The 23,121-nt window shown below is 60.9% G+C and carries 23 protein-coding genes; 16 read left to right on the top strand and 7 right to left on the bottom strand.

The window, feature by feature from the left end:
* Positions 1-79: 79 nt before the first annotated feature.
* From PSH59_RS05880 to PSH59_RS05850, 7 genes are all read left to right on the top strand, one after another.
* Complete coding sequence (locus PSH59_RS05880) at positions 80-1,537, top strand: gamma-aminobutyraldehyde dehydrogenase (RefSeq protein ID WP_305394535.1); 1,458 nt, start codon at positions 80-82, stop codon at positions 1,535-1,537.
* A gap of 72 nt (positions 1,538-1,609) precedes the next feature.
* Positions 1,610-2,761: a putative ABC transporter substrate-binding protein YdcS gene (ydcS, locus tag PSH59_RS05875; protein WP_305394534.1), complete on the top strand. Its 1,152-nt coding sequence runs from the start codon at positions 1,610-1,612 to the stop codon at positions 2,759-2,761.
* A 188-nt stretch (positions 2,762-2,949) separates the two neighbouring features.
* Complete coding sequence (locus PSH59_RS05870; RefSeq protein ID WP_305394533.1) at positions 2,950-3,984, top strand: ABC transporter ATP-binding protein; 1,035 nt, start codon at positions 2,950-2,952, stop codon at positions 3,982-3,984.
* Between the two features lies 1 nt (position 3,985).
* Positions 3,986-4,915, top strand: coding sequence for an ABC transporter permease (locus tag PSH59_RS05865; protein ID WP_305394532.1), 930 nt, complete (start codon positions 3,986-3,988; stop codon positions 4,913-4,915).
* Entirely contained in the window at positions 4,905-5,714 is an 810-nt protein-coding gene (locus tag PSH59_RS05860) for an ABC transporter permease (protein ID WP_032891735.1), read from the top strand. The genes PSH59_RS05865 and PSH59_RS05860 overlap by 11 nt, the downstream gene beginning before the upstream one ends.
* A gap of 21 nt (positions 5,715-5,735) precedes the next feature.
* Positions 5,736-7,160 (top strand): gamma-aminobutyraldehyde dehydrogenase, encoded by a 1,425-nt coding sequence (locus PSH59_RS05855; RefSeq protein ID WP_248075778.1) that lies wholly within the window; start codon positions 5,736-5,738, stop codon positions 7,158-7,160.
* 363 nt (positions 7,161-7,523) lie between these two features.
* Positions 7,524-9,149, top strand: coding sequence for a glucan biosynthesis protein D (locus tag PSH59_RS05850; RefSeq protein WP_248075776.1), 1,626 nt, complete (start codon positions 7,524-7,526; stop codon positions 9,147-9,149).
* A gap of 60 nt (positions 9,150-9,209) precedes the next feature.
* Here PSH59_RS05850 and PSH59_RS05845 read toward each other — a convergent pair whose 3' ends face one another.
* Entirely contained in the window at positions 9,210-9,395 is a 186-nt protein-coding gene (locus PSH59_RS05845; protein ID WP_305394531.1) for a hypothetical protein, read from the bottom strand.
* On the opposite strand from PSH59_RS05845, the gene PSH59_RS05840 reads away from it, so the two are divergent.
* Positions 9,394-9,516 carry a hypothetical protein gene (locus PSH59_RS05840; RefSeq protein ID WP_282445772.1) on the top strand — a complete coding sequence of 41 codons (123 nt, stop codon included), beginning with the start codon at positions 9,394-9,396 and terminating at the stop codon, positions 9,514-9,516. The genes PSH59_RS05845 and PSH59_RS05840 overlap by 2 nt on opposite strands.
* A gap of 149 nt (positions 9,517-9,665) precedes the next feature.
* Here the strand turns inward: PSH59_RS05840 and PSH59_RS05835 are convergent, their stop codons facing one another.
* Positions 9,666-10,772: an NADH:flavin oxidoreductase/NADH oxidase gene (locus PSH59_RS05835; protein ID WP_248075765.1), complete on the bottom strand. Its 1,107-nt coding sequence runs from the start codon at positions 10,770-10,772 to the stop codon at positions 9,666-9,668.
* 125 nt (positions 10,773-10,897) lie between these two features.
* The gene (locus PSH59_RS05830) at positions 10,898-12,799 is read right to left on the bottom strand and encodes a potassium transporter Kup (RefSeq protein ID WP_248075763.1); all 1,902 of its coding nucleotides are present in this window, start codon (positions 12,797-12,799) and stop codon (positions 10,898-10,900) included.
* A gap of 290 nt (positions 12,800-13,089) precedes the next feature.
* Between PSH59_RS05830 and rimO the strand changes: the two genes are divergently transcribed.
* From rimO to tsaA, 5 genes are all read left to right on the top strand, one after another.
* Positions 13,090-14,430, top strand: coding sequence for a 30S ribosomal protein S12 methylthiotransferase RimO (gene rimO / locus PSH59_RS05825; protein ID WP_005785474.1), 1,341 nt, complete (start codon positions 13,090-13,092; stop codon positions 14,428-14,430).
* Positions 14,431-14,534: 104 nt separating this feature from the next.
* A complete protein-coding gene (locus tag PSH59_RS05820) occupies positions 14,535-15,008 on the top strand; it encodes a GNAT family N-acetyltransferase (RefSeq protein WP_305394530.1) in 474 nt (157 codons plus the stop codon).
* Positions 15,009-15,079: 71 nt separating this feature from the next.
* Positions 15,080-15,790 (top strand): rRNA pseudouridine synthase, encoded by a 711-nt coding sequence (locus tag PSH59_RS05815; RefSeq protein ID WP_248075759.1) that lies wholly within the window; start codon positions 15,080-15,082, stop codon positions 15,788-15,790.
* Positions 15,791-15,857: 67 nt separating this feature from the next.
* Positions 15,858-16,319, top strand: coding sequence for a DUF1456 family protein (locus PSH59_RS05810; protein ID WP_065926507.1), 462 nt, complete (start codon positions 15,858-15,860; stop codon positions 16,317-16,319).
* 3 nt (positions 16,320-16,322) lie between these two features.
* A complete protein-coding gene (tsaA, locus tag PSH59_RS05805; RefSeq protein ID WP_248075757.1) occupies positions 16,323-17,018 on the top strand; it encodes a tRNA (N6-threonylcarbamoyladenosine(37)-N6)-methyltransferase TrmO in 696 nt (231 codons plus the stop codon).
* A 56-nt stretch (positions 17,019-17,074) separates the two neighbouring features.
* On the opposite strand, the gene fpr is transcribed toward tsaA, so the two are convergent.
* Complete coding sequence (gene fpr / locus PSH59_RS05800) at positions 17,075-17,854, bottom strand: ferredoxin-NADP reductase (RefSeq protein WP_003172178.1); 780 nt, start codon at positions 17,852-17,854, stop codon at positions 17,075-17,077.
* Between the two features lie 124 nt (positions 17,855-17,978).
* On the opposite strand from fpr, the gene PSH59_RS05795 reads away from it, so the two are divergent.
* Positions 17,979-18,905 carry a LysR family transcriptional regulator gene (locus PSH59_RS05795; RefSeq protein ID WP_248075755.1) on the top strand — a complete coding sequence of 309 codons (927 nt, stop codon included), beginning with the start codon at positions 17,979-17,981 and terminating at the stop codon, positions 18,903-18,905.
* A gap of 3 nt (positions 18,906-18,908) precedes the next feature.
* Here the strand turns inward: PSH59_RS05795 and PSH59_RS05790 are convergent, their stop codons facing one another.
* From PSH59_RS05790 to PSH59_RS05780, 3 genes are all read right to left on the bottom strand, one after another.
* Positions 18,909-19,271: a diacylglycerol kinase gene (locus PSH59_RS05790; RefSeq protein WP_248075753.1), complete on the bottom strand. Its 363-nt coding sequence runs from the start codon at positions 19,269-19,271 to the stop codon at positions 18,909-18,911.
* A gap of 75 nt (positions 19,272-19,346) precedes the next feature.
* Positions 19,347-19,997 (bottom strand): response regulator transcription factor ErdR, encoded by a 651-nt coding sequence (gene erdR, locus PSH59_RS05785; protein WP_248075751.1) that lies wholly within the window; start codon positions 19,995-19,997, stop codon positions 19,347-19,349.
* 252 nt (positions 19,998-20,249) lie between these two features.
* A complete protein-coding gene (locus PSH59_RS05780; RefSeq protein WP_305394529.1) occupies positions 20,250-20,969 on the bottom strand; it encodes a tRNA-uridine aminocarboxypropyltransferase in 720 nt (239 codons plus the stop codon).
* Positions 20,970-21,146: 177 nt separating this feature from the next.
* On the opposite strand from PSH59_RS05780, the gene PSH59_RS05775 reads away from it, so the two are divergent.
* Together PSH59_RS05775 and PSH59_RS05770 are read left to right on the top strand one after the other, a co-directional pair.
* The gene (locus PSH59_RS05775; RefSeq protein WP_305394528.1) at positions 21,147-21,587 is read left to right on the top strand and encodes a PA3611 family quorum-sensing-regulated virulence factor; all 441 of its coding nucleotides are present in this window, start codon (positions 21,147-21,149) and stop codon (positions 21,585-21,587) included.
* A gap of 292 nt (positions 21,588-21,879) precedes the next feature.
* A complete protein-coding gene (locus PSH59_RS05770) occupies positions 21,880-22,992 on the top strand; it encodes a TIGR00730 family Rossman fold protein (RefSeq protein WP_305394527.1) in 1,113 nt (370 codons plus the stop codon).
* The last annotated feature ends 129 nt before the right edge of the window (positions 22,993-23,121 follow it).

Below are 23,121 nucleotides of genomic sequence, written 5' to 3'. Positions count from 1 at the left end.
CTCTGCTGATTCCCTGAGAGAAGGTCAGGCGCCTTGTAAGAGAACGCCCATGACCACACAAGAAAAGAGATCGCGAAAAATGTCCGGCGCGCCCACCCCGCTGCTCACCGCGTTGCTGATCGATGGCGAACTGGTCCAGGGCCAAGGCTTTGTCGAGCCGATCCTCAACCCGGCCACCGGTGAAGTGCTCACCCAGATCGCCGAGGCCAGCACCGAGCAGGTCGAAAGCGCCATCCTTGCCGCCCACCGCGCGTTCTCCGGCTGGTCGCGGACCACACCGCAGCAGCGCTCGAATATCTTGTTGAGCATCGCCGACGCCATCGAAAAACACGCCGACTACCTGGCCCGCCTCGAATCCCTGAACTGCGGCAAACCGCTGCACCAGGCGCGCCAGGATGACTTGAGCGCCACGGTCGATGTGTTCCGCTTTTTTGCCGGAGCCGTGCGTTGCCAGACCGGCCAGCTCAGCGGCGAATACCTGCCGGGTTACACCAGCATGGTGCGCCGCGACCCGATTGGCGTAGTGGCATCCATTGCACCGTGGAATTACCCGCTGATGATGGCCGCCTGGAAAATCGCCCCGGCCCTCGCCGCCGGTAATACGTTGGTGTTCAAGCCGTCGGAACATACCCCGTTGTCTATCCTCGCGTTGGCGCCTGTGCTGAAGGACTTGTTACCGCGCGGGGTGATCAACATCCTGTGTGGCGGCGGTGAAGGCGTTGGCAGCCATCTGGTCAGCCACCCGAAAGTGCGCATGGTCTCGCTGACCGGCGATATCGTCACCGGGCAAAAAATCCTGCAGGCCGCGTCCAAGACGCTCAAACGTACCCACCTGGAACTGGGCGGCAAGGCGCCGGTGATCGTGTGTAATGACGCCGACCTGCAAGCGGTAGTCGAGGGCGTGCGCACTTATGGTTATTACAACGCCGGCCAGGACTGCACGGCCGCCTGCCGCATCTACGCCCAGGCCGGCATTCACGACACGTTGGTCGCAGAACTGGGCGCCGCGGTGAGCAGCCTGCGCTTTGCCGGCAAACGCGACGCCGACAACGAACTCGGCCCGCTGATCAGCACGCGCCAGCGCGACCGTGTGGCCAGCTTTGTCGAACGCGCCCTCGGCCAGCCGCATATTGAACGGGTGACCGGGGCCGCCGTGCATTCCGGAGCGGGTTTCTATTACCAGCCCACGCTGCTGGCCGGCTGCAAACAGACGGATGAAATCGTCCAGCGCGAAGTGTTCGGCCCGGTCGTCACCGTGACCCGCTTCGACGAGTTGGCGCAGGCGGTGGACTGGGCCAACGATTCTGAATACGGCCTGGCCTCATCGGTATGGACCCAGAACCTGGACAAAGCCATGCAGGTTGCAGCACGCCTGCAGTACGGCTGCACCTGGATCAACAGCCATTTCATGCTGGTCAGCGAAATGCCCCATGGCGGTTTGAAACGCTCGGGGTATGGGAAAGATCTGTCCAGCGATTCGCTACAGGACTACAGCGTGGTGCGCCACATCATGGCCCGCCACGGCCAGCATCTTTAAAACAACAACTAAGCTCATGCGTCACCGGTTGCACCCACTGCCCCGACCATAATTAAAGAAGAGGGAACCCCCATGTCCGCGCATAAGACCGCACTGCTCAGTGCCTTGACCACCGCGCTGCTGGCCAGCGCCAGCCTTCAGGCCGCCGAACCGCTCAAGGCGGTAGGCGCTGGCGAAGGCCAACTGGATATCGTCGCCTGGCCCGGTTATATCGAACGTGGCGAAAGCGACAAGGCCTACGACTGGGTCACCGGTTTCGAGAAGGAAACCGGCTGCAAGGTCAACGTGAAAACCGCCGCCACCTCTGACGAAATGGTCAGTCTGATGGCCAAGGGTGGCTATGACCTGGTTACCGCATCGGGCGACGCATCGCTGCGCTTGATCGTGGGCAAACGGGTGCAACCGATCAACACCGCGCTGATTCCCAACTGGAAAGGCATCGACCCGCGCCTTAAGGACGCGCCGTGGTACGTGGTGGGCCAGCAAACCTACGGCACGCCATACCAGTGGGGGCCGAACGTGTTGATGTACAACACCAACGTGTTCAAGACCGCGCCCACCAGTTGGAACGTGCTGTTCACCGCGCAGAACCTGCCGGACGGCAAGCCGAACAAAGGCCGCGTGCAGGCTTATGACGGCCCGATCTACATCGCCGATGCCGCGCTGTACCTCAAGAGCACCCAACCGGAGTTGGGCATCCAGAGCCCCTACGAGTTGACCGAAACCCAGTACAAAGCCGTGCTCGACCTGTTGCGCGCCCAGCAACCGTTGATCCACCGCTACTGGCACGACACCACCGTGCAAATGAGCGACTTCAAGAACGAAGGCGTGGTGGCCTCCAGCGCCTGGCCGTATCAGGTCAACGGGCTGATCAATGAGAAACAGCCGATCGCCTCGACCATCCCCAAAGAAGGCGCCACCGGCTGGGCCGACACCACCATGCTGCACAGCGAAGCCAAGCACCCCAACTGTGCCTACAAGTGGATGGACTGGTCGCTGCAGCCCAAGGTCCAGGGTGATGTCGCCGCCTGGTTCGGCTCGCTGCCGGCGGTGCCTGCGGCGTGCAAGGAAAGCGAGCTGCTGGGTGCTGAAGGCTGCAAGACCAACGGTTTCGATCAGTTCGAGAAAATTGCCTTCTGGAAAACGCCACAGGCCGAGGGCGGCAAGTTCGTGCCGTACAGCCGCTGGACCCAGGACTACATCGCGATCATGGGCGGGCGCTGAGATGTCACGGGCCACATAAACCCACTGTGGGAGGGCTTGCCCCCGATAGCGAAGTGTCAGCCAACACATCTGTTTCTGAGCCCGCGCTATCGGCCCTCTCCCACAATGACCGCATACAGATGTTTTGATTTTTCAGAAGTCCAGGCCGGGCCGCTGCGACGACCCGCGCCTTTTTGGAGCTCCGCACCATGACGCTTGCAGTCCAGTTCACCCACGTTTCCCGTCAGTTCGGCGAAGTGAAGGCCGTTGACCGGGTTTCCATCGATATCCAGGACGGCGAGTTCTTTTCCATGCTCGGCCCTTCCGGCTCGGGCAAAACCACCTGCCTGCGCCTGATCGCCGGGTTCGAACAGCCGAGCGCAGGCTCGATCCGCATTCATGGCGAGGAAGCCGCCGGCTTGCCGCCTTACCAACGTGATGTAAACACCGTATTCCAGGATTACGCGCTGTTCCCCCATATGAACGTGCGCGACAACGTGGCCTACGGCCTCAAGGTCAAAGGCGTGGGCAAGGCCGAGCGCCTGCGCCGTGCCGAAGAAACCCTGGCCATGGTCGCCCTCGGCGGCTACGGCGAGCGCAAGCCGGTGCAATTGTCCGGCGGCCAGCGCCAACGCGTGGCCCTGGCCCGCGCGCTGGTCAATCGCCCCCGGGTGTTGCTGCTTGATGAGCCTCTGGGCGCCCTCGACCTCAAACTGCGCGAACAGATGCAAAGCGAGCTGAAGAAGCTGCAGCGCCAACTGGGCATCACCTTTATCTTCGTGACCCACGACCAGACCGAAGCGCTGTCGATGTCCGACCGGGTGGCGGTGTTCAACAAAGGTCGCATCGAGCAGGTCGACACCCCGCGCAACCTGTACATGAAACCGGCCACCACCTTTGTGGCGGAATTTGTCGGCACCTCCAACGTGATTCGCGGCGAACTGGCCCAGCGCCTCAGCGGCAGCGCGCAGGCGTTCTCGATCCGCCCGGAACACGTGCGCTTCGCCGAGGGCCCGCTGGCGGCCGGTGACGTGGAAGTCAGCGGTTTGCTGCACGACATCCAGTACCAGGGCAGCGCGACCCGCTACGAGCTGAAACTGGAAAACGGCCAGACACTGACCATCAGCCAGGCCAACAGCCAGTGGCTGGACATCAGCAGTGGCCATCAGGTCGGGCAGCCCATCACCGCACGCTGGGCGCGGCAAGCCATGACACCGCTGGCCGACAACGCAGGCGAGGTGTGACATGAGCCTGGCCCATTCCCACGCGCCGATGCGCAGGTTTTCCAACCTGCTGTACCGCAAGCCCAACCTGTACCTGGCGATGTTGCTGATACCGCCGTTGATCTGGTTTGGCGCGATCTACCTCGGTTCGCTGCTGACCCTGCTGTGGCAAGGCTTCTATACCTTCGACGACTTCACCATGGCGGTCACGCCGGACCTGACCCTGGCCAACTTCGCCGCGCTGTTCCAGCCGTCCAACTTCGACATCATCCTGCGCACCTTGAGCATGGCGATTGTGGTGTCGATCGCCAGTGCCATCGTGGCGTTCCCGATTGCCTACTACATGGCGCGCTACACCACGGGCAAGACCAAGGCGTTTTTCTATATCGCGGTGATGATGCCGATGTGGGCCAGCTACATCGTCAAGGCGTATGCCTGGACCTTGCTGCTGGCCAAGGGCGGCGTGGCGCAATGGTTCGTGCAGCACCTGGGCCTGGAACCGGTGTTGCAGTTCGTGCTGGGCATTCCCGGCGTGGGCGGCAGCACCTTGAGCACCTCGCATTTGGGACGGTTCATGGTGTTCGTTTACATCTGGCTGCCATTCATGATCCTGCCGATCCAGGCCTCGCTGGAGCGTTTGCCGCCCTCGTTGCTGCAGGCCTCCGCCGACCTGGGCGCCAAGCCGCGCCAGACGTTCATGCAAGTGATTCTGCCGCTGTCGGTGCCGGGGATTGCCGCCGGCTCCATCTTCACCTTCTCGCTGACCCTGGGCGATTTCATCGTGCCGCAACTGGTGGGCCCACCGGGTTACTTCGTCGGCAGCATGGTCTACGCGCAACAAGGCGCCATCGGCAATATGCCCATGGCCGCCGCGTTCACCCTGGTGCCGATCGTGCTGATCGCGGTGTATCTGTCCATCGTCAAACGCCTGGGGGCCTTCGATGCACTCTGAGAAATCTTCGCTGGGACTAAAGATCGCAGCCTGGGGCGGCCTGGTGTTTTTGCACTTCCCGATCCTGATCATCTTCCTCTACGCCTTCAACACCGAAGAGGCGGCGTTCAGCTTTCCGCCACAGGGCTTCACCCTGAAGTGGTTCAGCGTGGCCTTCGCCCGGCCGGACGTGCTGGAGTCGATCAAGCTGTCGCTGCAGATCGCCGCCATCGCCACGTTGATCGCCATGGTGCTCGGCACACTGGCGTCGGCGGCGTTGTATCGCCGCGAGTTTTTCGGCAAACAAGGCGTATCGCTGATGCTGATCCTGCCGATTGCACTGCCAGGGATCATCACCGGCATCGCCCTGCTGGCGACGTTCAAGACCCTGGGCATCGAGCCTGGGATGTTCACGATCATCGTTGGCCACGCGACCTTTTGCGTGGTGATCGTCTACAACAACGTCATCGCGCGCTTGCGCCGTACCTCCCACAGCCTGATCGAAGCCTCGATGGACCTTGGCGCCGATGGCTGGCAGACCTTTCGCTACATCATCATGCCCAACCTCGGTTCGGCGCTGCTCGCCGGCGGCATGCTCGCGTTTGCGCTGTCGTTCGACGAAATCATCGTCACCACCTTTACCGCCGGCCACGAGCGCACCTTGCCGCTGTGGCTGCTCAACCAGCTCAGCCGCCCACGGGATGTGCCGGTGACCAACGTGGTCGCAATGCTGGTGATGCTGGTTACGATGTTCCCGATTCTCGGTGCCTATTACCTGACACGCGGCGGTGAAAGCGTGGCCGGTAGTGGCGGTAAATAATTGTTTGAAGAGGACATGGCTATGCAAACCAAACTGCTGATCAACGGCCAACTGGTCGACGGCGAAGGCCCGGCACAGGCCGTATTCAACCCGGCGCTGGGCCGGGTGCTGGTGCACATCAACGAAGCCAGCGAAGCCCAGGTCGACGCCGCCGTGCGTGCCGCCGATGCGGCCTTCGAAGGCTGGTCGCAGACCGCACCGAGGGATCGCTCGCTGTTGCTGCTGAAGCTGGCGGATGCGATCGAAGCCCACGGCGAAGAACTGGCCAAGCTGGAGTCGGACAACTGCGGCAAGCCTTACAGCGCCGCGTTGAATGACGAGATCCCGGCGATTGCCGACGTGTTCCGCTTCTTCGCCGGCGCCAGCCGTTGCATGAGCGGCTCGGCCGGCGGCGAGTACCTGCCGGGCCACACGTCGATGATCCGCCGCGACCCGGTGGGCGTGATCGCCTCCATCGCGCCGTGGAACTACCCGCTGATGATGGTCGCCTGGAAAATCGCCCCGGCCCTGGCTGCCGGTAATACCGTGGTGCTCAAGCCGTCGGAACAAACCCCGCTGACCGCGTTGCGCATGGTGGAACTGGCCTCAGAGATTTTCCCGGCGGGCGTGCTCAACCTGGTATTCGGGCGTGGGCCGACGGTGGGCAGCCCGTTGGTGAGCCATCCGAAGGTGCGCATGGTGTCGCTGACCGGCTCCATCGCCACCGGGGCGAATATCATCTCCAGCACCGCCGACAGCGTGAAGCGCATGCACATGGAATTGGGCGGCAAGGCACCGGTGATCATCTTCAATGACGCCGATATCGACGCCGCCGTGGACGGCATTCGCACCTTCGGTTTCTATAACGCCGGCCAGGACTGCACCGCCGCCTGCCGCATTTATGCGCACGCCGACATCTACGACGCGTTCGTCGAGAAACTCGGCGCCGCCGTGGCGAGCATCAAGTACGGCTTGCAGGATGACCCGTCCACCGAACTGGGCCCGCTGATTACCGCGCAACATCGCGACCGTGTGGCCGGGTTTGTCGAACGTGCCGTGGCGCAACCGCATATCCGCCTGATTACCGGCGGCAAGGCGGTGGAAGGCAATGGCTTCTTCTTTGAGCCGACCGTATTGGCCGACGCGCAGCAGGATGACGAAATCGTGCGCCGCGAGGTGTTCGGGCCCGTGGTGTCGGTGACCAAGTTCACCGACGAAACCCAAGTGCTGGGCTGGGCCAATGATTCGGACTACGGCCTGGCGTCGTCCGTATGGACCGCCGATGTCGGCCGCGCCCATCGCCTGGCCGCACGCTTGCAGTACGGCTGCACCTGGGTGAACACCCATTTTATGCTCGTCAGCGAAATGCCCCATGGCGGTCAGAAGTTGTCGGGCTATGGCAAAGACATGTCCATGTACGGGCTGGAGGACTACACCACGGTTCGCCATGTGATGTTCAAGCACTGATTGCGCGCCTTCCCGGCACCCATGCTGGGTGCCGGTCCCCTGCCCCTGAAAACGAGGCTTACAGAGCGGTCGCTGAACCAGGCTGAACTGCGGTTTAAAGGTGCGAGCGGGCGAGCCTCCTTCCACATGTGATCTTCATAATCTTTACGTACTGTGGGTCACGTGCAGGCCCGGAAATGTCTTGTCGCATTTACAACGCCATCACCCCGCTATCAATCATTTTTCCTACACGGTCGAACCGCTTAAGCTATCCGGCGTCTGTTTAATGTCCGTTGCGTTTGGTCGAAGGCATGTCCGAACCGTAATTTCTGATCCGCTACGTGCCAGGAACGGCGCGGGATTTGCTCACGACAGGTTGTCTCTATGCACCGCAGGAATTTGCTCAAAGCGTCCATGGCCATTGCGGCTTACACCGGTTTGTCGGCCAGCGGCCTGCTCGCCGCCCAGGCCTGGGCGGGGAACCGCGCCGCCGATGGTAAGGCTGTAGCATTCGACTTCGACGCGCTCAAGGCCCAGGCCAAGAGCCTCGCCGGCACCGCGTACAAAGACACCAAACAGGTGCTGCCGCCGACCCTGGCAACCATGACCCCGCAGAACTTCAACGCCATCGGCTACGACGGCAAACATTCGCTGTGGAAAGAGTTGAACGGCCAACTTGACGTGCAGTTCTTCCACGTGGGCATGGGTTTCAAGACGCCGGTGCGCATGCACAGCGTCGATCCGAAAACCCGTGAAGCCCGCGAAGTGCACTTCCGCCCTTCGCTGTTCAATTATGAAAAAACCACTGTCGACACCAAGCAGTTGACCGGCGACTTGGGTTTCTCCGGTTTCAAACTGTTCAAAGCGCCGGAACTGGACCGCCATGACGTGCTGTCGTTTCTCGGCGCCAGCTATTTCCGCGCGGTGGACTCCACCGGTCAATACGGCCTGTCGGCCCGCGGCCTGGCCATCGACACCTACGCGAAAAAACGCGAGGAATTCCCGGACTTCACGCAGTTCTGGTTCGAAACGCCGGACAAGGACGCCACTCGCTTTGTGGTCTACGCCCTGCTCGACTCTCCGAGTGCCACCGGCGCCTACCGCTTCGACATCGATTGCCAGGCCAACCAGGTGGTGATGGCCATCGACGCGCATATCAACGCGCGCACCAGCATCGAACAACTGGGCATCGCGCCGATGACCAGCATGTTCAGCTGTGGCACCCATGAACGGCGGATGTGCGACACCATTCACCCGCAAATCCACGACTCGGACCGTCTGGCGATGTGGCGTGGCAATGGCGAGTGGATCTGCCGTCCGCTGAACAACCCGGCCAAACTGCAATTCAATGCATTTGCCGACAAAGACCCGAAAGGCTTCGGCCTGGTGCAGACCGACCACGAGTTCGCCAGTTACCAGGACACCGTGGACTGGTACAGCAAGCGTCCGAGTCTGTGGGTTGAACCAACCACCGCCTGGGGCGAAGGCTCGATCGACCTGCTGGAAATCCCCACCACCGGCGAAACCCTGGACAACATCGTGGCCTTCTGGACCCCGAAAAAACCGGTGGCCGCGGGCGACTCGCTCAACTACGGCTACAAGCTGTACTGGAGCGCTCTACCGCCGGTGAGCACACCGCTGGCGCAGGTGGACGCGACCCGTTCGGGCATGGGCGGTTTTACCGAAGGCTGGGCGCCGGGCGAGCATTACCCGAACGTATGGGCACGTCGCTTCGCCGTGGACTTCAAGGGCGGCGGCCTGGATCGCCTGCCTGCCGGCACCGGGATCGAGCCGGTGGTGACCTGCTCCCACGGTGAGGTCAAAGACTTCAGCGTGCTGGTGCTGGACAACATCAAGGGCTATCGGATTCTGTTCGACTGGTACCCCACCAGCGACAGCGTGGAACCGGTGGAGCTGCGCCTGTTTATCCGTACCCAGGACCGCACTTTGAGTGAGACCTGGCTGTATCAGTACTTCCCGCCGGCACCGGAGCTGCGCAAGTACACCTGATACGTCACTGAATAGGGGAGCGGCCTTGCCCGCTCCCCTATCGATTGGTTGCGGCGCCTTTCAGAAGCGCGAAACACTCTTCATCGCCCCCATCAAATATCGCATCGCCACCTGATCGCTTTCGTTCAGGGCGCGATACTGCGTGAGCAATTCGGCCTCATCCGCACTTAACCCGCGACCACACAAGGACAGCCTGCGGGCCAGAAAAGACGCCACCACACCCGCTACACCATAGGACTTGGCCATGACTGCTTCTCCTGATCTCGATCAAATACTCACAGCGCCCAACGACCCCACTGTCTCCCGTGAAGCCTGTGCCTCCCTGGACAAGACTGACTCCCTGGGCCAGCAACCAGTCCTGACCTAAGCGTAGAAACAATCTCGTTACGTGTGGGATTTTTTTAGAGTATTCACTTAAAAAACTTCTTCGGTAACAAATACCTACAGCCAAATCCCACGACCAGGTACAAAAAAACCCACCGGATCAGGGTGGGTTTTACGGTTGGCGAGAAGGGCTCAATCGCGCAAGTCAGACTCATGAATCGGCTGATCGCGATGGGTCGCCCGCTGGTACTGCGCCGGCCAGATAGCCTTGCGCCCGCCCAGGTCATCGTCGGCATGCAGCGGCCAGTACGGGTCGCGCAGCAGTTCACGGGCCAGGAAGATGATATCGGCCTGGCAGGTGCGCAGGATGTGCTCGGCCTGGGCCGGCTCGGTGATCATGCCCACGGTGCCGGTGGCGATGTCCGCCTCCTTGCGCACACGTTCGGCAAAGCGCGTCTGGTAGCCGGGGCCGGTGGGGATCTCGGCGTTGGCGGCGGTGCCACCGGAGGACACGTCGATCAGGTCCACGCCCAGGACTTTCAGGCGGCGCGCCAGCTCCACGGTTTCGTCGGGGTTCCAGCCATCTTCCACCCAGTCGGTGGCCGACACCCGCACGAACAGCGGCAGCTCCTGGGGCCAGACTTCGCGCACCGCTTCTGTCACCTCAAGCACCAGGCGGATACGGTTTTCAAACGAGCCGCCGTAGCGATCCTGGCGCTGGTTGCTGATGGGCGACAGGAATTGATGCAACAGATAACCATGGGCCGCATGGATCTCCACCACTTTAAATCCGGCGGTCAGCGCACGTTTGGCGGCGGCGACGAAGTCGGCGATCACCTGGCGGATCTGCGCTTCGTCCAGTGGTTTGGGTTGGGTGTGCTGTGGGTCGAAGGCAATCGGCGATGGGCCCACGGGCACCCAGCCGCCGTCCTCCGGCTTGACGCTGCCGTGTTTGCCAAGCCACGGCCGATGGGTGCTGGCCTTGCGCCCGGCGTGGGCCAGTTGAATCCCCGCCACCGCGCCCTGGGCCGCGATAAACCGCGTGATGCGTTGCAGCGGTTCGATCTGTTGGTCGTTCCACAGGCCCAGGTCCTGGGCGGTGATACGGCCGTCGGCAGCCACGGCGGTGGCTTCGGTGAAAATCAGCCCGGCGCCACCGACGGCACGGCTGCCGAGGTGCACCAGGTGCCAGTCATTGGCCAGGCCATCGTCGCTTGAGTATTGGCACATCGGCGAGACCGCAATGCGATTGAGCAGGGTCAATTGGCGCAGGGTATAGGGTTCGAGCAGCTGACTCATGGCGCACCTCTTCTGGGTTCTGTGGGCACTGTTCAACAGTGCTTAGAGCCTAGTCGACAACCATCGATTGCACAGGGTTCAGAAGGAATACGGGAGCCGATTGCCGGCTCCCGTGAAGCGCAGCGTTACATTTCGATCTGGGTGCCCAGCTCGATCACCCGGTTCACCGGGAGTTTGAAGAAGCGCAGGTTGCCATTGGCATTTTTCAACATGAAGGCGAACAACGCTTCGCGCCAGCGCGCCATGCCTTCGATTTTCGAAGCGATCACGGTCTCGCGGCTGAGGAAGTAGGTGGTGCGCATCGGGCTGAAATCCAGGTCATCCAAATGACACAACTTCAGCGCTTCGGGCACGTCCGGTTCGTCGGTGAAGCCAAAGTGCAGGATCACGCGGAAGAACCCCTCACCGTAGGAATCCACCTCGAAGCGCCGCGACGCGGGCACACGCGGGATGTCTTCGTACACCACCGTCAGCAGCACCACTTGCTCGTGCAACACCTGGTTATGCAGCAGGTTGTGCAACAGCGCATGGGGCACCGCATCCGGCCGTGCGGTGAGGAACACCGCCGTGCCCTGCACCCGATGGGGCGGTTGCACGCGGATACTGCTGATAAAGATCGGCAACGGCAGGCCGCCTTCGTCGAGACGGTCCACCAGCAATTGCTTGCCGCGCTTCCATGTGGTCATGAGCACGAACAACACGATGCCCGCCAGTACCGGGAACGCGCCGCCCTGAATGATCTTCGGCACGTTGGCCGCGAAGTACAGCCCGTCCACCAGCAGGCAGCAGAGCAACACCGGCACGGCCAGTATCGGTGGCCATTTCCACAACAGCAGCATCACGGCCGACACCAGGATGGTGGTCATCAGCATGGTGCCGGTCACCGCCACGCCGTAGGCCGACGCCAGGGCGTTGGACGACTCGAAGCCTACGACCAGCAGGATCACACCCACCATCAGCGACCAGTTCACCGCGCCGATATAGATTTGGCCCTGCTCGGCGCTGGAGGTGTGCTGGATGTGCATGCGCGGGATGTAACCCAGCTGGATCGCCTGGCGCGTCAAGGAGAACGCGCCGGAAATCACCGCCTGGGACGCGATCACCGTGGCCAGGGTCGACAACACCACCAACGGGATCAGCGCCCAGCTTGGCGCCAACAAGTAGAACGGGTTGCGCGCGGCTTCCGGGTCACCGAGCAGCATCGCGCCCTGACCGAAATAGTTAAGCACCAAGGCCGGCAGCACCAGAATGAACCAGGCGCGGGCAATGGGCTTGCGGCCGAAGTGGCCCATGTCGGCGTACAAGGCTTCGGCGCCGGTCAACGCCAGCACCACGGCGCCGAGAATCGCCACACCGATGCCAGGGTGCGCCTCGAAGAACCGCACCGCCCACATCGGGTTCAGGGCGCTGAGCACTTCAGGGTGCAGGGTAATGCCGTACACCCCGAGGCCGCCCAGTACCAGGAACCAGGTGACCATCACCGGCCCGAACAGCTTGCCGATGCGATCGGTGCCGTGTTTCTGGATCAGAAACAGCGCCACCAGCACCACCAGGGCAATGGGCACGACCCACTTGTCCAGGCCGTCGAACGCCAGCTCCAAGCCTTCAATGGCCGACAATACGGAAATCGCCGGGGTGATCATGCTGTCGCCGTAGAACAGCGCCGCGCCGCACAGGCCACACACCACCAGGAAGCTGCGCAACTTCTTGCGCTCCCCCGCCGCCCGTCGTGCCAACGCGGTCAGCGCCATGATGCCGCCTTCGCCCTGGTTGTCAGCGCGCAGCACGAACAGCATGTACTTGATCGACACCACCCAGATCAGCGACCAGAAGATCAGCGCCAGAATCCCAAGCACGCCGTCATGATTGACCTGCACCCCATAACCACCGGTGAACACCTCTTTAAGGGTGTAGAGCGGGCTGGTCCCGATATCGCCATAAACCACCCCGACCGCTGCCACCAGCATGCCAATCGGCTTGGCGTTTGCATGCTCGGCACCTGCTGCCTGACTACTTGCCTGACCCATCAACCACTCCTGCCCTTTTGACCTGAGGTCTCTTATAAACAACACGACTAAGCTGACCCTAGCATGCGCTGTTTTACTTCTCGTAACAGACGTTTTATTGACCCAGGGGTTTTACCCATGCGCAACGGCGCGAAGCATAGCGCAGCACTCGTCGCATTTCCCTGCATAAAGCTGGTCAAGTGCGTTGCCCGTCGATAGAATTGCGCACTTTTTGATCAGAGGCGCACCAAGCGCCCGTCCGTTGCCTCGTCGTGCGCGATCGGCAGCGCCATTCAATACCGAGGTTAGACATGTCCACCACCATCGCAAAAGCCAACCCAAAGGTTGGCTTTGTTTCCCTGGGTTGCCCGAAGGCTCTGGTCGACTCCGAGCGCATCCTTACGCAACTGCGTATGGAAGGCTATGACGTTGTCTCCACTTACCAGGACGCCGATGTGGTGGTGGTCAACACCTGCGGCTTTATCGACTCGGCCAAGGCAGAGTCCCTGGAAGTGATCGGCGAAGCGATCAAGGAAAACGGCAAGGTCATCGTGACCGGCTGCATGGGCGTGGAAGAAGGCAATATCCGCAACGTGCATCCAAGCGTGCTGGCCGTGACCGGCCCGCAGCAGTACGAGCAGGTGGTCAATGCCGTGCACGACGTGGTGCCGCCGCGTCAGGATCACAACCCGCTGATCGACCTGGTGCCGCCGCAAGGCATCAAGCTGACGCCGCGCCACTACGCGTACCTGAAAATTTCCGAAGGCTGCAACCACAGCTGCAGCTTCTGCATCATCCCGTCGATGCGCGGCAAGCTGGTGAGCCGTCCGGTGGGCGACGTGCTGGACGAGGCGCAACGCCTGGTCAAATCCGGCGTGAAAGAGCTGTTGGTGATCTCCCAGGACACCAGCGCCTACGGCGTCGACGTGAAGTACCGCACCGGTTTCTGGAACGGCGCACCGGTGAAAACCCGCATGACCGAACTGTGCGAAGCCTTGAGCAGCCTGGGTGTGTGGGTACGCCTGCACTATGTCTACCCGTACCCGCACGTGGACGAGCTGATCCCGTTGATGGCCGCCGGCAAGATCCTGCCGTACCTGGACATCCCGTTCCAGCACGCCAGCCCGAAAGTGCTCAAGGCCATGAAACGCCCGGCGTTCGAAGACAAGACCCTGGCGCGTATCAAGAACTGGCGCGAGATCTGCCCTGAGCTGATTATCCGTTCGACCTTCATCGTCGGCTTCCCCGGCGAAACCGAAGAAGACTTCCAGTACCTGCTCGACTGGCTGACAGAGGCCCAACTGGATCGCGTCGGCTGCTTCCAGTACTCGCCGGTGGAAGGCGCTCCCGCCAACCTGCTGGACCTGGCCGTGGTGCCGGATGACGTCAAGCAAGACCGTTGGGAGCGTTTCATGGCGCATCAACAGGCGATCAGCTCGGCGCGCCTGCAACTGCGCATCGGCAAGGAAATCGAAGTGCTGATCGACGAAGTCGACGAGCAAGGCGCGGTCGGCCGTTGCTTCTTCGATGCACCGGAAATCGACGGTAACGTATTTATCGACGATGCCAGCGGTTTGAAGCCGGGTGACAAGGTCTGGTGCACCGTGACCGACGCCGACGAGTACGACCTGTGGGCCGAAAAACGCGATTGACCCACTATAGAAATGCAAAAAGCCCTGCCTCTGGACAAGATGCGGGGCTTTTTTAGGTCTATTGTTTTGCCCATCAGCGGCATTTACAGGAAGGGGCTGCGGGCATGCGTCAGCATTCGGTTATCCACACACCTAAAACCAGCGACTACACGCGGTTGACGCAGATCTGGGAGGCGTCGGTGCGGGCCACCCACGACTTTTTGCCGGACAGTTACATTGCGTTGCTCAAAGAGCTGGTGATGACCCGCTACCTCGACGCCGTGATGCTGATTTGCACCAAGGACTCACGCCAGCGCATCACCGGGTTTGCCGGGGTGGTGGCGGGCAAGGTGGAGATGCTGTTCATCGACCCGCAACACCGGGGCCAGGGCCTTGGCAAGCAACTGTTGAACTACGCAGTCGAGCACATGAACGCCGAGGAGCTGGACGTTAATGAGCAGAACCCCCAGGCCCTGGGCTTTTACTTGAAGCAGGGCTTCGAGGTGATCGGGCGCACGGAGCATGACGGCCTGGGCCAGCCTTATCCGTTGTTGCATCTGCGTTTGCGCCAGGTGCCGCAACAGGCGCGACAGGGCTAAATGAAATGGGGCCGGGATTAACCGCGCCCACACAGGTACAATAGCCGCCCCCTTTTGTTACGGCCCTTGTCATGACTGACCCCATACGCCTCTCCAAACGCCTTATCGAACTGGTCGGTTGCTCCCGTCGGGAGGCTGAGCTGTTTATCGAGGGCGGTTGGGTCTCGGTGGACGGTGAAGTGATCGACGAGCCGCAGTTCAAGATCACCACCCAGAAGGTCGAACTCGACCCCGAGGCCAAGGCCACTGCGCCGGAGCCGGTGACCATCCTGCTGCACGCGCCTGCGGGTATGGACGCCGAAACGGCGATGGCCTCGATCAGCGCCGACACCCTGTCCGAAGAACACCGCTTCAGCAAGCGCCCGCTCAAGGGTCACTTCCTGCGCCTGACCGCCAGTGCTGACCTGCAAGCCAAGGCCAGCGGCCTGCTGGTGTTTACCCAGGATTGGAAGATTCTGCGCAAGTTGACCGCCGATGCCGCCAAGATCGAGCAGGAATACGTTGTGGAGGTCGAGGGCGACATGGTTGCCCATGGCCTTAACCGCCTGAATCACGGCCTGACCTACAAAGGTAAGGAGCTGCCGGCGGTGAAAGCCAGCTGGCAGAACGAAAACCGTCTGCGTTTTGCGCTGAAAAACCCGCAGCCCGGTGTGATCGCACTGTTCTGCGAAGCCGTTGGCCTGAAGGTCGTGGCCATTCGTCGCATCCGTATCGGCGGCGTGTCCATCGGCAAAGTGCCGGTCGGTCAATGGCGTTACCTGTCCGGCAAAGAGAAGTTCTAAGCCGTTCCCCTTTTCTCGACACCGCCTGATGGGCGGCGTCCTCAGTTGAATACCAGGATTGCCCACCATGATTCACAACGACGTACTGCGCAGCGTGCGCTACATGCTCGACATCAGCGACAACAAGATGGTTGAGCTCATCAAGCTCGGCGGCATGGACGTGACCAAGGAAGACCTGCTGACCTACCTCAAGAAAGACGAGGAAGAAGGCTTTGTGTTCTGCCCGGATGAGGTCATGGCGCACTTTCTCGACGGCCTGGTGATCTTCAAGCGCGGCAAGGACGAAAGCCGTCCACCGCAGCCAATCGAAACCCCGGTGACCAATAACATCATCCTCAAGAAACTGCGCGTGGCCTTCGAATTGAAAGAAGACGACATGCACGCCATCCTCAAGGCTGCCGAGTTCCCGGTATCCAAGCCCGAGCTGAGCGCGCTGTTTCGTAAGTTCGGCCACACCAACTACCGCACCTGTGGCGACCAGTTGCTGCGTAACTTCCTCAAGGGTCTGACCCTGCGGGTTCGTGCGTAAACCATGAGTTATCAGGTCTCGCCCGTCGGTTTCGTGCGCTCCTGTTTCAAGGAGAAGTTCGCTATCCCACGCCAGCCGCAACTGGCGCCCGCCGCCCGGGGCGTGCTGGAGTTGGTGGCGCCGTTCGACCAGGGTGAAGCCGTGCAAGGCCTGGAGCAGGTCAGCCATGTGTGGCTGCTGTTCCTGTTCCACCAGGCCCTGGAAGACAAGCCGCGCCTCAAAGTGCGCCCGCCCCGCCTGGGCGGCAATACGTCCATGGGCGTGTTTGCCACCCGTGCGACCCACCGACCCAACGGCATCGGCCAGTCGGTGGTGAAGCTGGACAAGGTGGAGCCCGGCCGGTTGTGGATCTCCGGGATCGACCTGCTCGACGGTACGCCGGTGTTGGATATCAAGCCGTACGTGCCGTATGCCGACATCGTCGACTGCGCCACTAACCGCATCGCCAGCGACGCCCCGCAGCCGATTCCAGTGCAGTGGCTGAAGGCGGCGCTGCAACAGGCGCAAGGCCATGCCCAGCGTCTGGGTGAGCCATTGGTGGAGCTGATTGATCAGTGCTTGGCGCAGGACCCAAGGCCGGCGTATCAGACGCCTGGGCCTGAACGCGAATATGGCGCGCAGTTCTGGGATGTGGATGTGCGCTGGCACTATCCTGAGGCAGGCCTGATTTGTGTGCTGGAAGTGGTTCCGGCGCAGTAAATCACAGGCACAAAAAAACCGCGCTGACCTTTCGGGCAGCGCGGTTTTTTTCAGCCTTACTTCTCGACGAACGCACGCTCGATCAAGTAATCACCCGGCTCACGCATACGTGGCGAGACTTTCAGGCCGAAGCTGTTCAACACTTCGCTGGTCTCATCCAACATGCTTGGGCTGCCGCACAGCATGGCGCGGTCGTCTTCGGGGTTGATCGGTGGCAGGCCGATGTCGCTGAACAGTTTGCCGCTGCGCATCAGATCGGTCAGGCGGCCTTCATTTTCGAACGGCTCGCGGGTCACGGTAGGGTAGTAGATCAACTTTTCACGCAGGGCCTCGCCAAAGAATTCGTTCTGCGGCAGGTGCTCGGTGATGAACTCGCGGTACGCGACTTCGTTGACGTAACGCACGCCGTGGCACAGGATCACTTTTTCGAAACGCTCGTACGTCTCCGGGTCCTGGATCACGCTCATAAATGGCGCCAGGCCAGTACCCGTGCTGAGCAGGTACAAGTGCTTGCCCGGCTTCAAATCGTCAAGCACCAGGGTGCCTGTCGGTTTTTTGCTGATGATGATCTCGTCGCCTTCCTTCAAGTGCTGCAACTGGGAAGTCAGCGGGCCATCGGGCACCTTGATGCTGAAAAACTCCAGATGCTCTTCCCAGTTCGGGCTGGCAATGGAGTAAGCGCGCATGAGCGGGCGGCCGTTAGGCTGTTGCAGGCCGATCATCACGAACTGACCGTTCTCGAAGCGCAGGCCCGGATCGCGGGTGCACTTGAAGCTGAACAGAGTGTCGTTCCAGTGATGAACACTGAGGACACGCTCGTGGTTCATGTTGCTCATGTACGGGGGACTCCTGGAAATGGGTCTGCGCCAGAGGTGAAGTGCGCAATTGCACAGCATTCTAATGGCGGCGACAATATCTGTTAACTGGATTATTAAGATAAGGGTTATCGGTTATATCGATATGCGATTTACTCTCCGTCAACTGCAAGTCTTCGTCGCCGTCGCCCAGCAGGAAAGCGTCTCGCGCGCTGCTGGCCTTCTGGCCTTATCTCAATCCGCCGCCAGCACCTCAATCACTGAGCTGGAGCGTCAATCCAGCTGCCAATTATTCGACCGCGCCGGTAAACGCCTGAGCCTTAACGCCCTAGGGCACCAATTGTTGCCCCAGGCGGTGGCGCTGCTGGACCAGGCCAAGGAAATTGAGGACCTGCTCAACGGCAAGTCCGGCTTTGGCTCCCTGGCGGTCGGCGCCACCCTGACCATCGGCAATTACCTGGCCACCCTGCTCATCGGCAGTTTCATGCAGCAGCACCCGGAGAGTCAGGTGAAGCTGCATGTGCAGAACACTGCCAATATCGTGCACCAGGTTGCGCATTACGAAATTGATCTGGGTCTAATCGAAGGCGACTGCAGCCACCCGGACATCGAAGTGCAAACCTGGGTAGAAGATGAGCTGGTGGTGTTTTGCGCGCCGCAGCACCACCTGGCCAAACGCGGCGTGGCCACGATGGATGAATTGACCCATGAGGCCTGGATACTGCGCGAACAAGGCTCGGGCACGCGACTGACCTTCGATCAAGCCATGCGCCATCACCGCAGCGCGCTGAATATCCGCCTGGAGCTTGAGCACACCGAGGCGATCAAGCGCGCCGTGGAGTCCGGGTTGGGCATTGGTTGCATCTCACGGCTGGCCCTGCGCGATGCCTTCCGCCGAGGCAGCCTGGTGCCGGTGGAAACCCCGGACCTGGACCTGGCGCGGCAGTTTTACTTCATTTGGCATAAACAGAAGTACCAGACCTCGGCGATGCGCGAGTTTCTGGAGCTGTGCCGCACCTTCACCGCAGGGGTTCAGCGCAGCGACGAGATCGTGCTGCCGAGCATCGCCTGAGGTTTAGATAAGGATTACGACCCACACCAGGGTGATCATGGTCAGTGCCACGAATTGCGCGGCGCTGCCCATGTCCTTGGCGTTTTTCGACAGTGGGTGGCGGTCCAGCGAAATGCGGTCGATCGCCGCTTCCACGGCAGAGTTGAGCAACTCGACGATCAGCGCCAACAGGCAAACCGCGATCAGTAGAGCGCGCTCGACCCGGCTGACGTTAAGGAAAAAACTCAGCGGGATCAGGATGACATTAAGTAGCACCAACTGACGGAAGGCTGCCTCGCCCGTGAACGCTGCGCGCAGGCCATCCAGGGAGTAACCCCCTGCATTGAAGATACGTTTGATACCGGTTTGACCCTTGAAAGGCGACATAGATGTAGGCAACTGAACCAAAGGAGTGGGGAAGCTAGATCACGCCAAGTCAAAAAAGCGTGAATGGGTGGCATCTTAATGCTGCGAAATTGACTCAAGTTGTTGCAAAAGCAACGCCGCCTGCGTGCGCGTACGCACATTCAGCTTGCGGAAAATTGCCGTCACGTGGGCCTTGATGGTCGCTTCCGAGACGCTCAGCTCGTAGGCGATCTGCTTGTTCAACAGGCCCTCGCAGACCATGGTCAATACCCGGAATTGCTGCGGTGTCAGGCTGGCCAGGCCATCACGGGCGGCCTTGGCTTCGTCAGACACGTTGATGTGTTCAAACGCCTGGGGCGGCCAGGACACGTCGCCGTCCAACACTTTGCGCACAGCGCTCTGAATATCTTCCATGGCGCTGGACTTGGGAATGAAACCGCTGGCGCCAAACTCCTTGGAGCGCACCACCACGTCAGCTTCTTCCTGGGCCGAGACCATCACCACGGGAATCTGTGGGTATTGCCCGCGCAACAACACCAATCCCGAAAAACCGTAGGCACCGGGCATGTTCAGGTCGAGCAGCACCAGGTCCCAGTCGGATTTTTCGGTGAGGCGGGCTTCCAGCTCGGCGATGCTGGCCACTTCGACCAGGCGGACATCGGGGCCAAGGCCCAACGTCACCGCCTGATGCAACGCACTGCGAAACAGTGGGTGGTCATCGGCTATCAGGATTTCGTATGTGGCCATTGATTAAATGATCCTGTTTTTTATGGCAGCCCTGATGGGTTCAGGGTTCGCCAGTACACACGGCAACGGCCAGGCAGCCATTGCCACAGGGCAAGCTCGACGTCGAGAGCACCTGGAACGACGTCGAAAATTCACGGTTGAGCCCCAATCGGCGCCCAGCATGCCCAGCGTAGCCTGGGGGGTCAAGCACTACGCCCGAGGGCAGTTTAGCGGGTTGCGGGTTTGCAGTGCCATCATGCCAACGTCGTCTGGTTAGACGGTGGGTAGATAGGGCGCGAGTCGAGTATGGACGGTGTCAGTCGTATCCAACGGCATCTGGAACTTGGCGGCCAGGTAATGGGTGCTGAAGACGTCGAGGTAAGCGTCCAGCACTTCGCTGGCGGTACCGTCCGCGGCCAGTTCCAGGCACAGCGCGGCGACTTCGGCGGTGCAAAAATGGTCATCGCGCTTGGAGCGACGCAGCTTGTAGCGCGACATTTGCTCCGGCGCCAGGCTCAACACCGGCAGGTGCTCCAGATACGGGCTTTTGCGGAACATCTTGCGCGCCTCACTCCAGGTGCCATCGAGCAAGATAAACAGCGGACGCCTGCCCTCCGCCACGTTGACCTCGCTGACCACCCGCTCGGGGGACACGAACTCGCCGGGGAACACGATATAGGCTTGCCATTGCGGATCAGCCAGCAACGTGAGCAACTCGGGATCGACCTCGGTGCGCGACCACGCGAACGCTGTGGTGTCTTCGATGACATCGGCGATCAGCCAGCCGGTGTTGCTGGGTTTCATCGGCTCGACATCATGCATCAGCAGGCACATGGCGGACCGAGCCTGGACCTTGGGCCGCCAGGCGCAGAAGCAGTACTCGGGAATCACACGGCAGCCGGGGCAGCGTTCGGCACGGGAGCCGCGATTGACGAACGGCCTGATCGCGCGCGCCAGGCGCTGGGTACGCAGACGGGAGACGGCGTGGCTCATTGGATGCGCCGTAGGGACATGGAAATCGACACGGGGTACTCAGGAAAGGTTGAAGTAGCCGCAGTTTACCAGCGATACGCCTGGCTGTAGTGGCAAGGGCTCACCTATAATTGCGCGCCACTGAACGCACGGCGCAGTGGCTGGTCTATGCACCAGTAACCGAATCAGGAGAGTTTCATGCTGCGTTCCATGCTGCGTCTTGTTGCCCCATCCGTCGCACTTGCGCTGGTCTTGCCTATGGGCGCCCAGGCGGCCTCGCTGCTGGAGGCCCAAATGAACAAGAAACTGCAAAGCGTCGCGGCAGAGAGCAACAAGGACCTGCCTCGGGAAATCGACGAAAAAACCCTGGAAGTGGCCTACACCGTTGAAGGCATGCAACTGATCGACCACCTCAGCGTGCTGCCCGACCGCGCCGAACAGATGCGCGCCAACCCTAAGGCCGTGTATTTCCAACTGGGTCAGAGCGTGTGCCTGAACAAGGGCTACCGCGAGCTGATGGCTAAAGGCGCAGTCATGCGCTACGACATCACCGAGAACAAGACCAACCGTCCGGTGGCCTCGGTCAAGTTTGTAGAGGCCGATTGCCCCGCACCGGCTGCGGCGAAGAAGAAAAAGTAACCGCTGCCTGATTATCGCGCGCTGCCGCCCGGTGGCGCGCACTCCGCCGTTTTGACTCCCCTTCTATAGCCAGACTCCCTGTTGAGCGACCAATAAGCGGTTGCCAGGCAAGGGTTTTTCGGCCCATCATCATCGTCATCCAAACCGCTCACTCACAGCATTTTCCATGCTGTTCTGTAACATTTTCAGGGCAAAAGAAGGTTGCCCCCCGCGGCAAGCAGCGACACATGCAATGTCGTAGCCTCCGGCGAATTTAGTCGGCGACCCGGGCCCTGCAAAAAGGAGACGTTGAATGCCTTACCAACCGAACGAGAGCCTGCTTCAGCATTTTGAGCAGCACGGAACCGACCTCACACAGCAGGTCGAAGCCCAACTCCAGTTGATCGCCCCCGGTAGCGCGAATATCCCTCTGTACCGTGACATGATCCTCACCGTGCTGCGCATGGCCCAGGACGACCGTGACCGCTGGAACGCCAAGATCACCCTGCAAGCCATTCGTGAGCTGGACCATGCCTTCCGCGTGCTCGAACAGTTCAGGGGGCGACGCAAGGTCACAGTATTCGGCTCGGCACGGACACCGCTGGAAAGTCCCCTGTATGCCCTGGCCCGCGAAGTAGGCGCCGCACTGGCACGCTCCGACCTGATGGTAATCACCGGCGGTGGCGGCGGCATCATGGCTGCAGCGCACGAAGGCGCGGGGCTTGAGCACAGCCTGGGATTCAATATCACCTTGCCGTTTGAACAGCATGCCAACCCGACCATTGATGGCACCGAGAACCTGCTGTCCTTCCACTTCTTCTTTACCCGCAAACTGTTCTTCGTCAAGGAGGCCGATGCGCTGGTGTTGTGTCCCGGCGGCTTCGGCACGCTGGATGAAGCACTGGAAGTATTGACCCTGATCCAGACCGGCAAGAGTCCACTGGTACCGGTGGTGCTGCTGGACGCGCCGGGCGGCGGCTTCTGGCAAGGCGCGCTGGATTTTATTCGCAGTCAGCTGGAGGCCAACCGCTATATCCTGCCGACAGACCTCAAGCTGGTGCGTCTGGTGTACAGCGCTGAAGAAGCGGTTGAGGAGATCAACCAGTTCTACGCCAATTTCCATTCCACACGCTGGCTCAAGCGTGAGTTTGTGGTGCGCATGAATCATGCGCTCAGTGATCGGGCCCTTAAGCACCTGCAGACTGAGTTTGCCAGCCTGCGCTTGAGCGGAGAGTTTCAACAACTTGCCTACACCGGTGAGGAACACGATGAGCCGAGGTTCAGCCATTTGACCCGATTGGTGTTCAACTTCAATGGACGGGACCAGGGCCGATTGCGGGAGTTGGTGGATTACATCAACTTGCCTGAGAACTGGGCGCAGGCTCAGGGGAAGTTGCAGCAGCGGGTGGTGCCGGAGACGGTTTGATTGTTTGAGCAAAAAAAGACCCGCTATCTTCATAGCGGGTCTTTTTTGTGGTGTTTCAATTGGATCGGCATTGACGGGATTGGGGCTGCTGCGTAGCTCAGCGCGGGGCAAGCCCGCTCACTACAGAGC

The sequence above is a fragment of the Pseudomonas sp. FP2309 genome (assembly GCF_030687575.1).
Lineage (GTDB): Bacteria > Pseudomonadota > Gammaproteobacteria > Pseudomonadales > Pseudomonadaceae > Aquipseudomonas.
The sequence above is the reverse complement of the archived record's forward strand: the minus strand, read 5'-3'. Positions and strand labels throughout refer to the sequence as shown.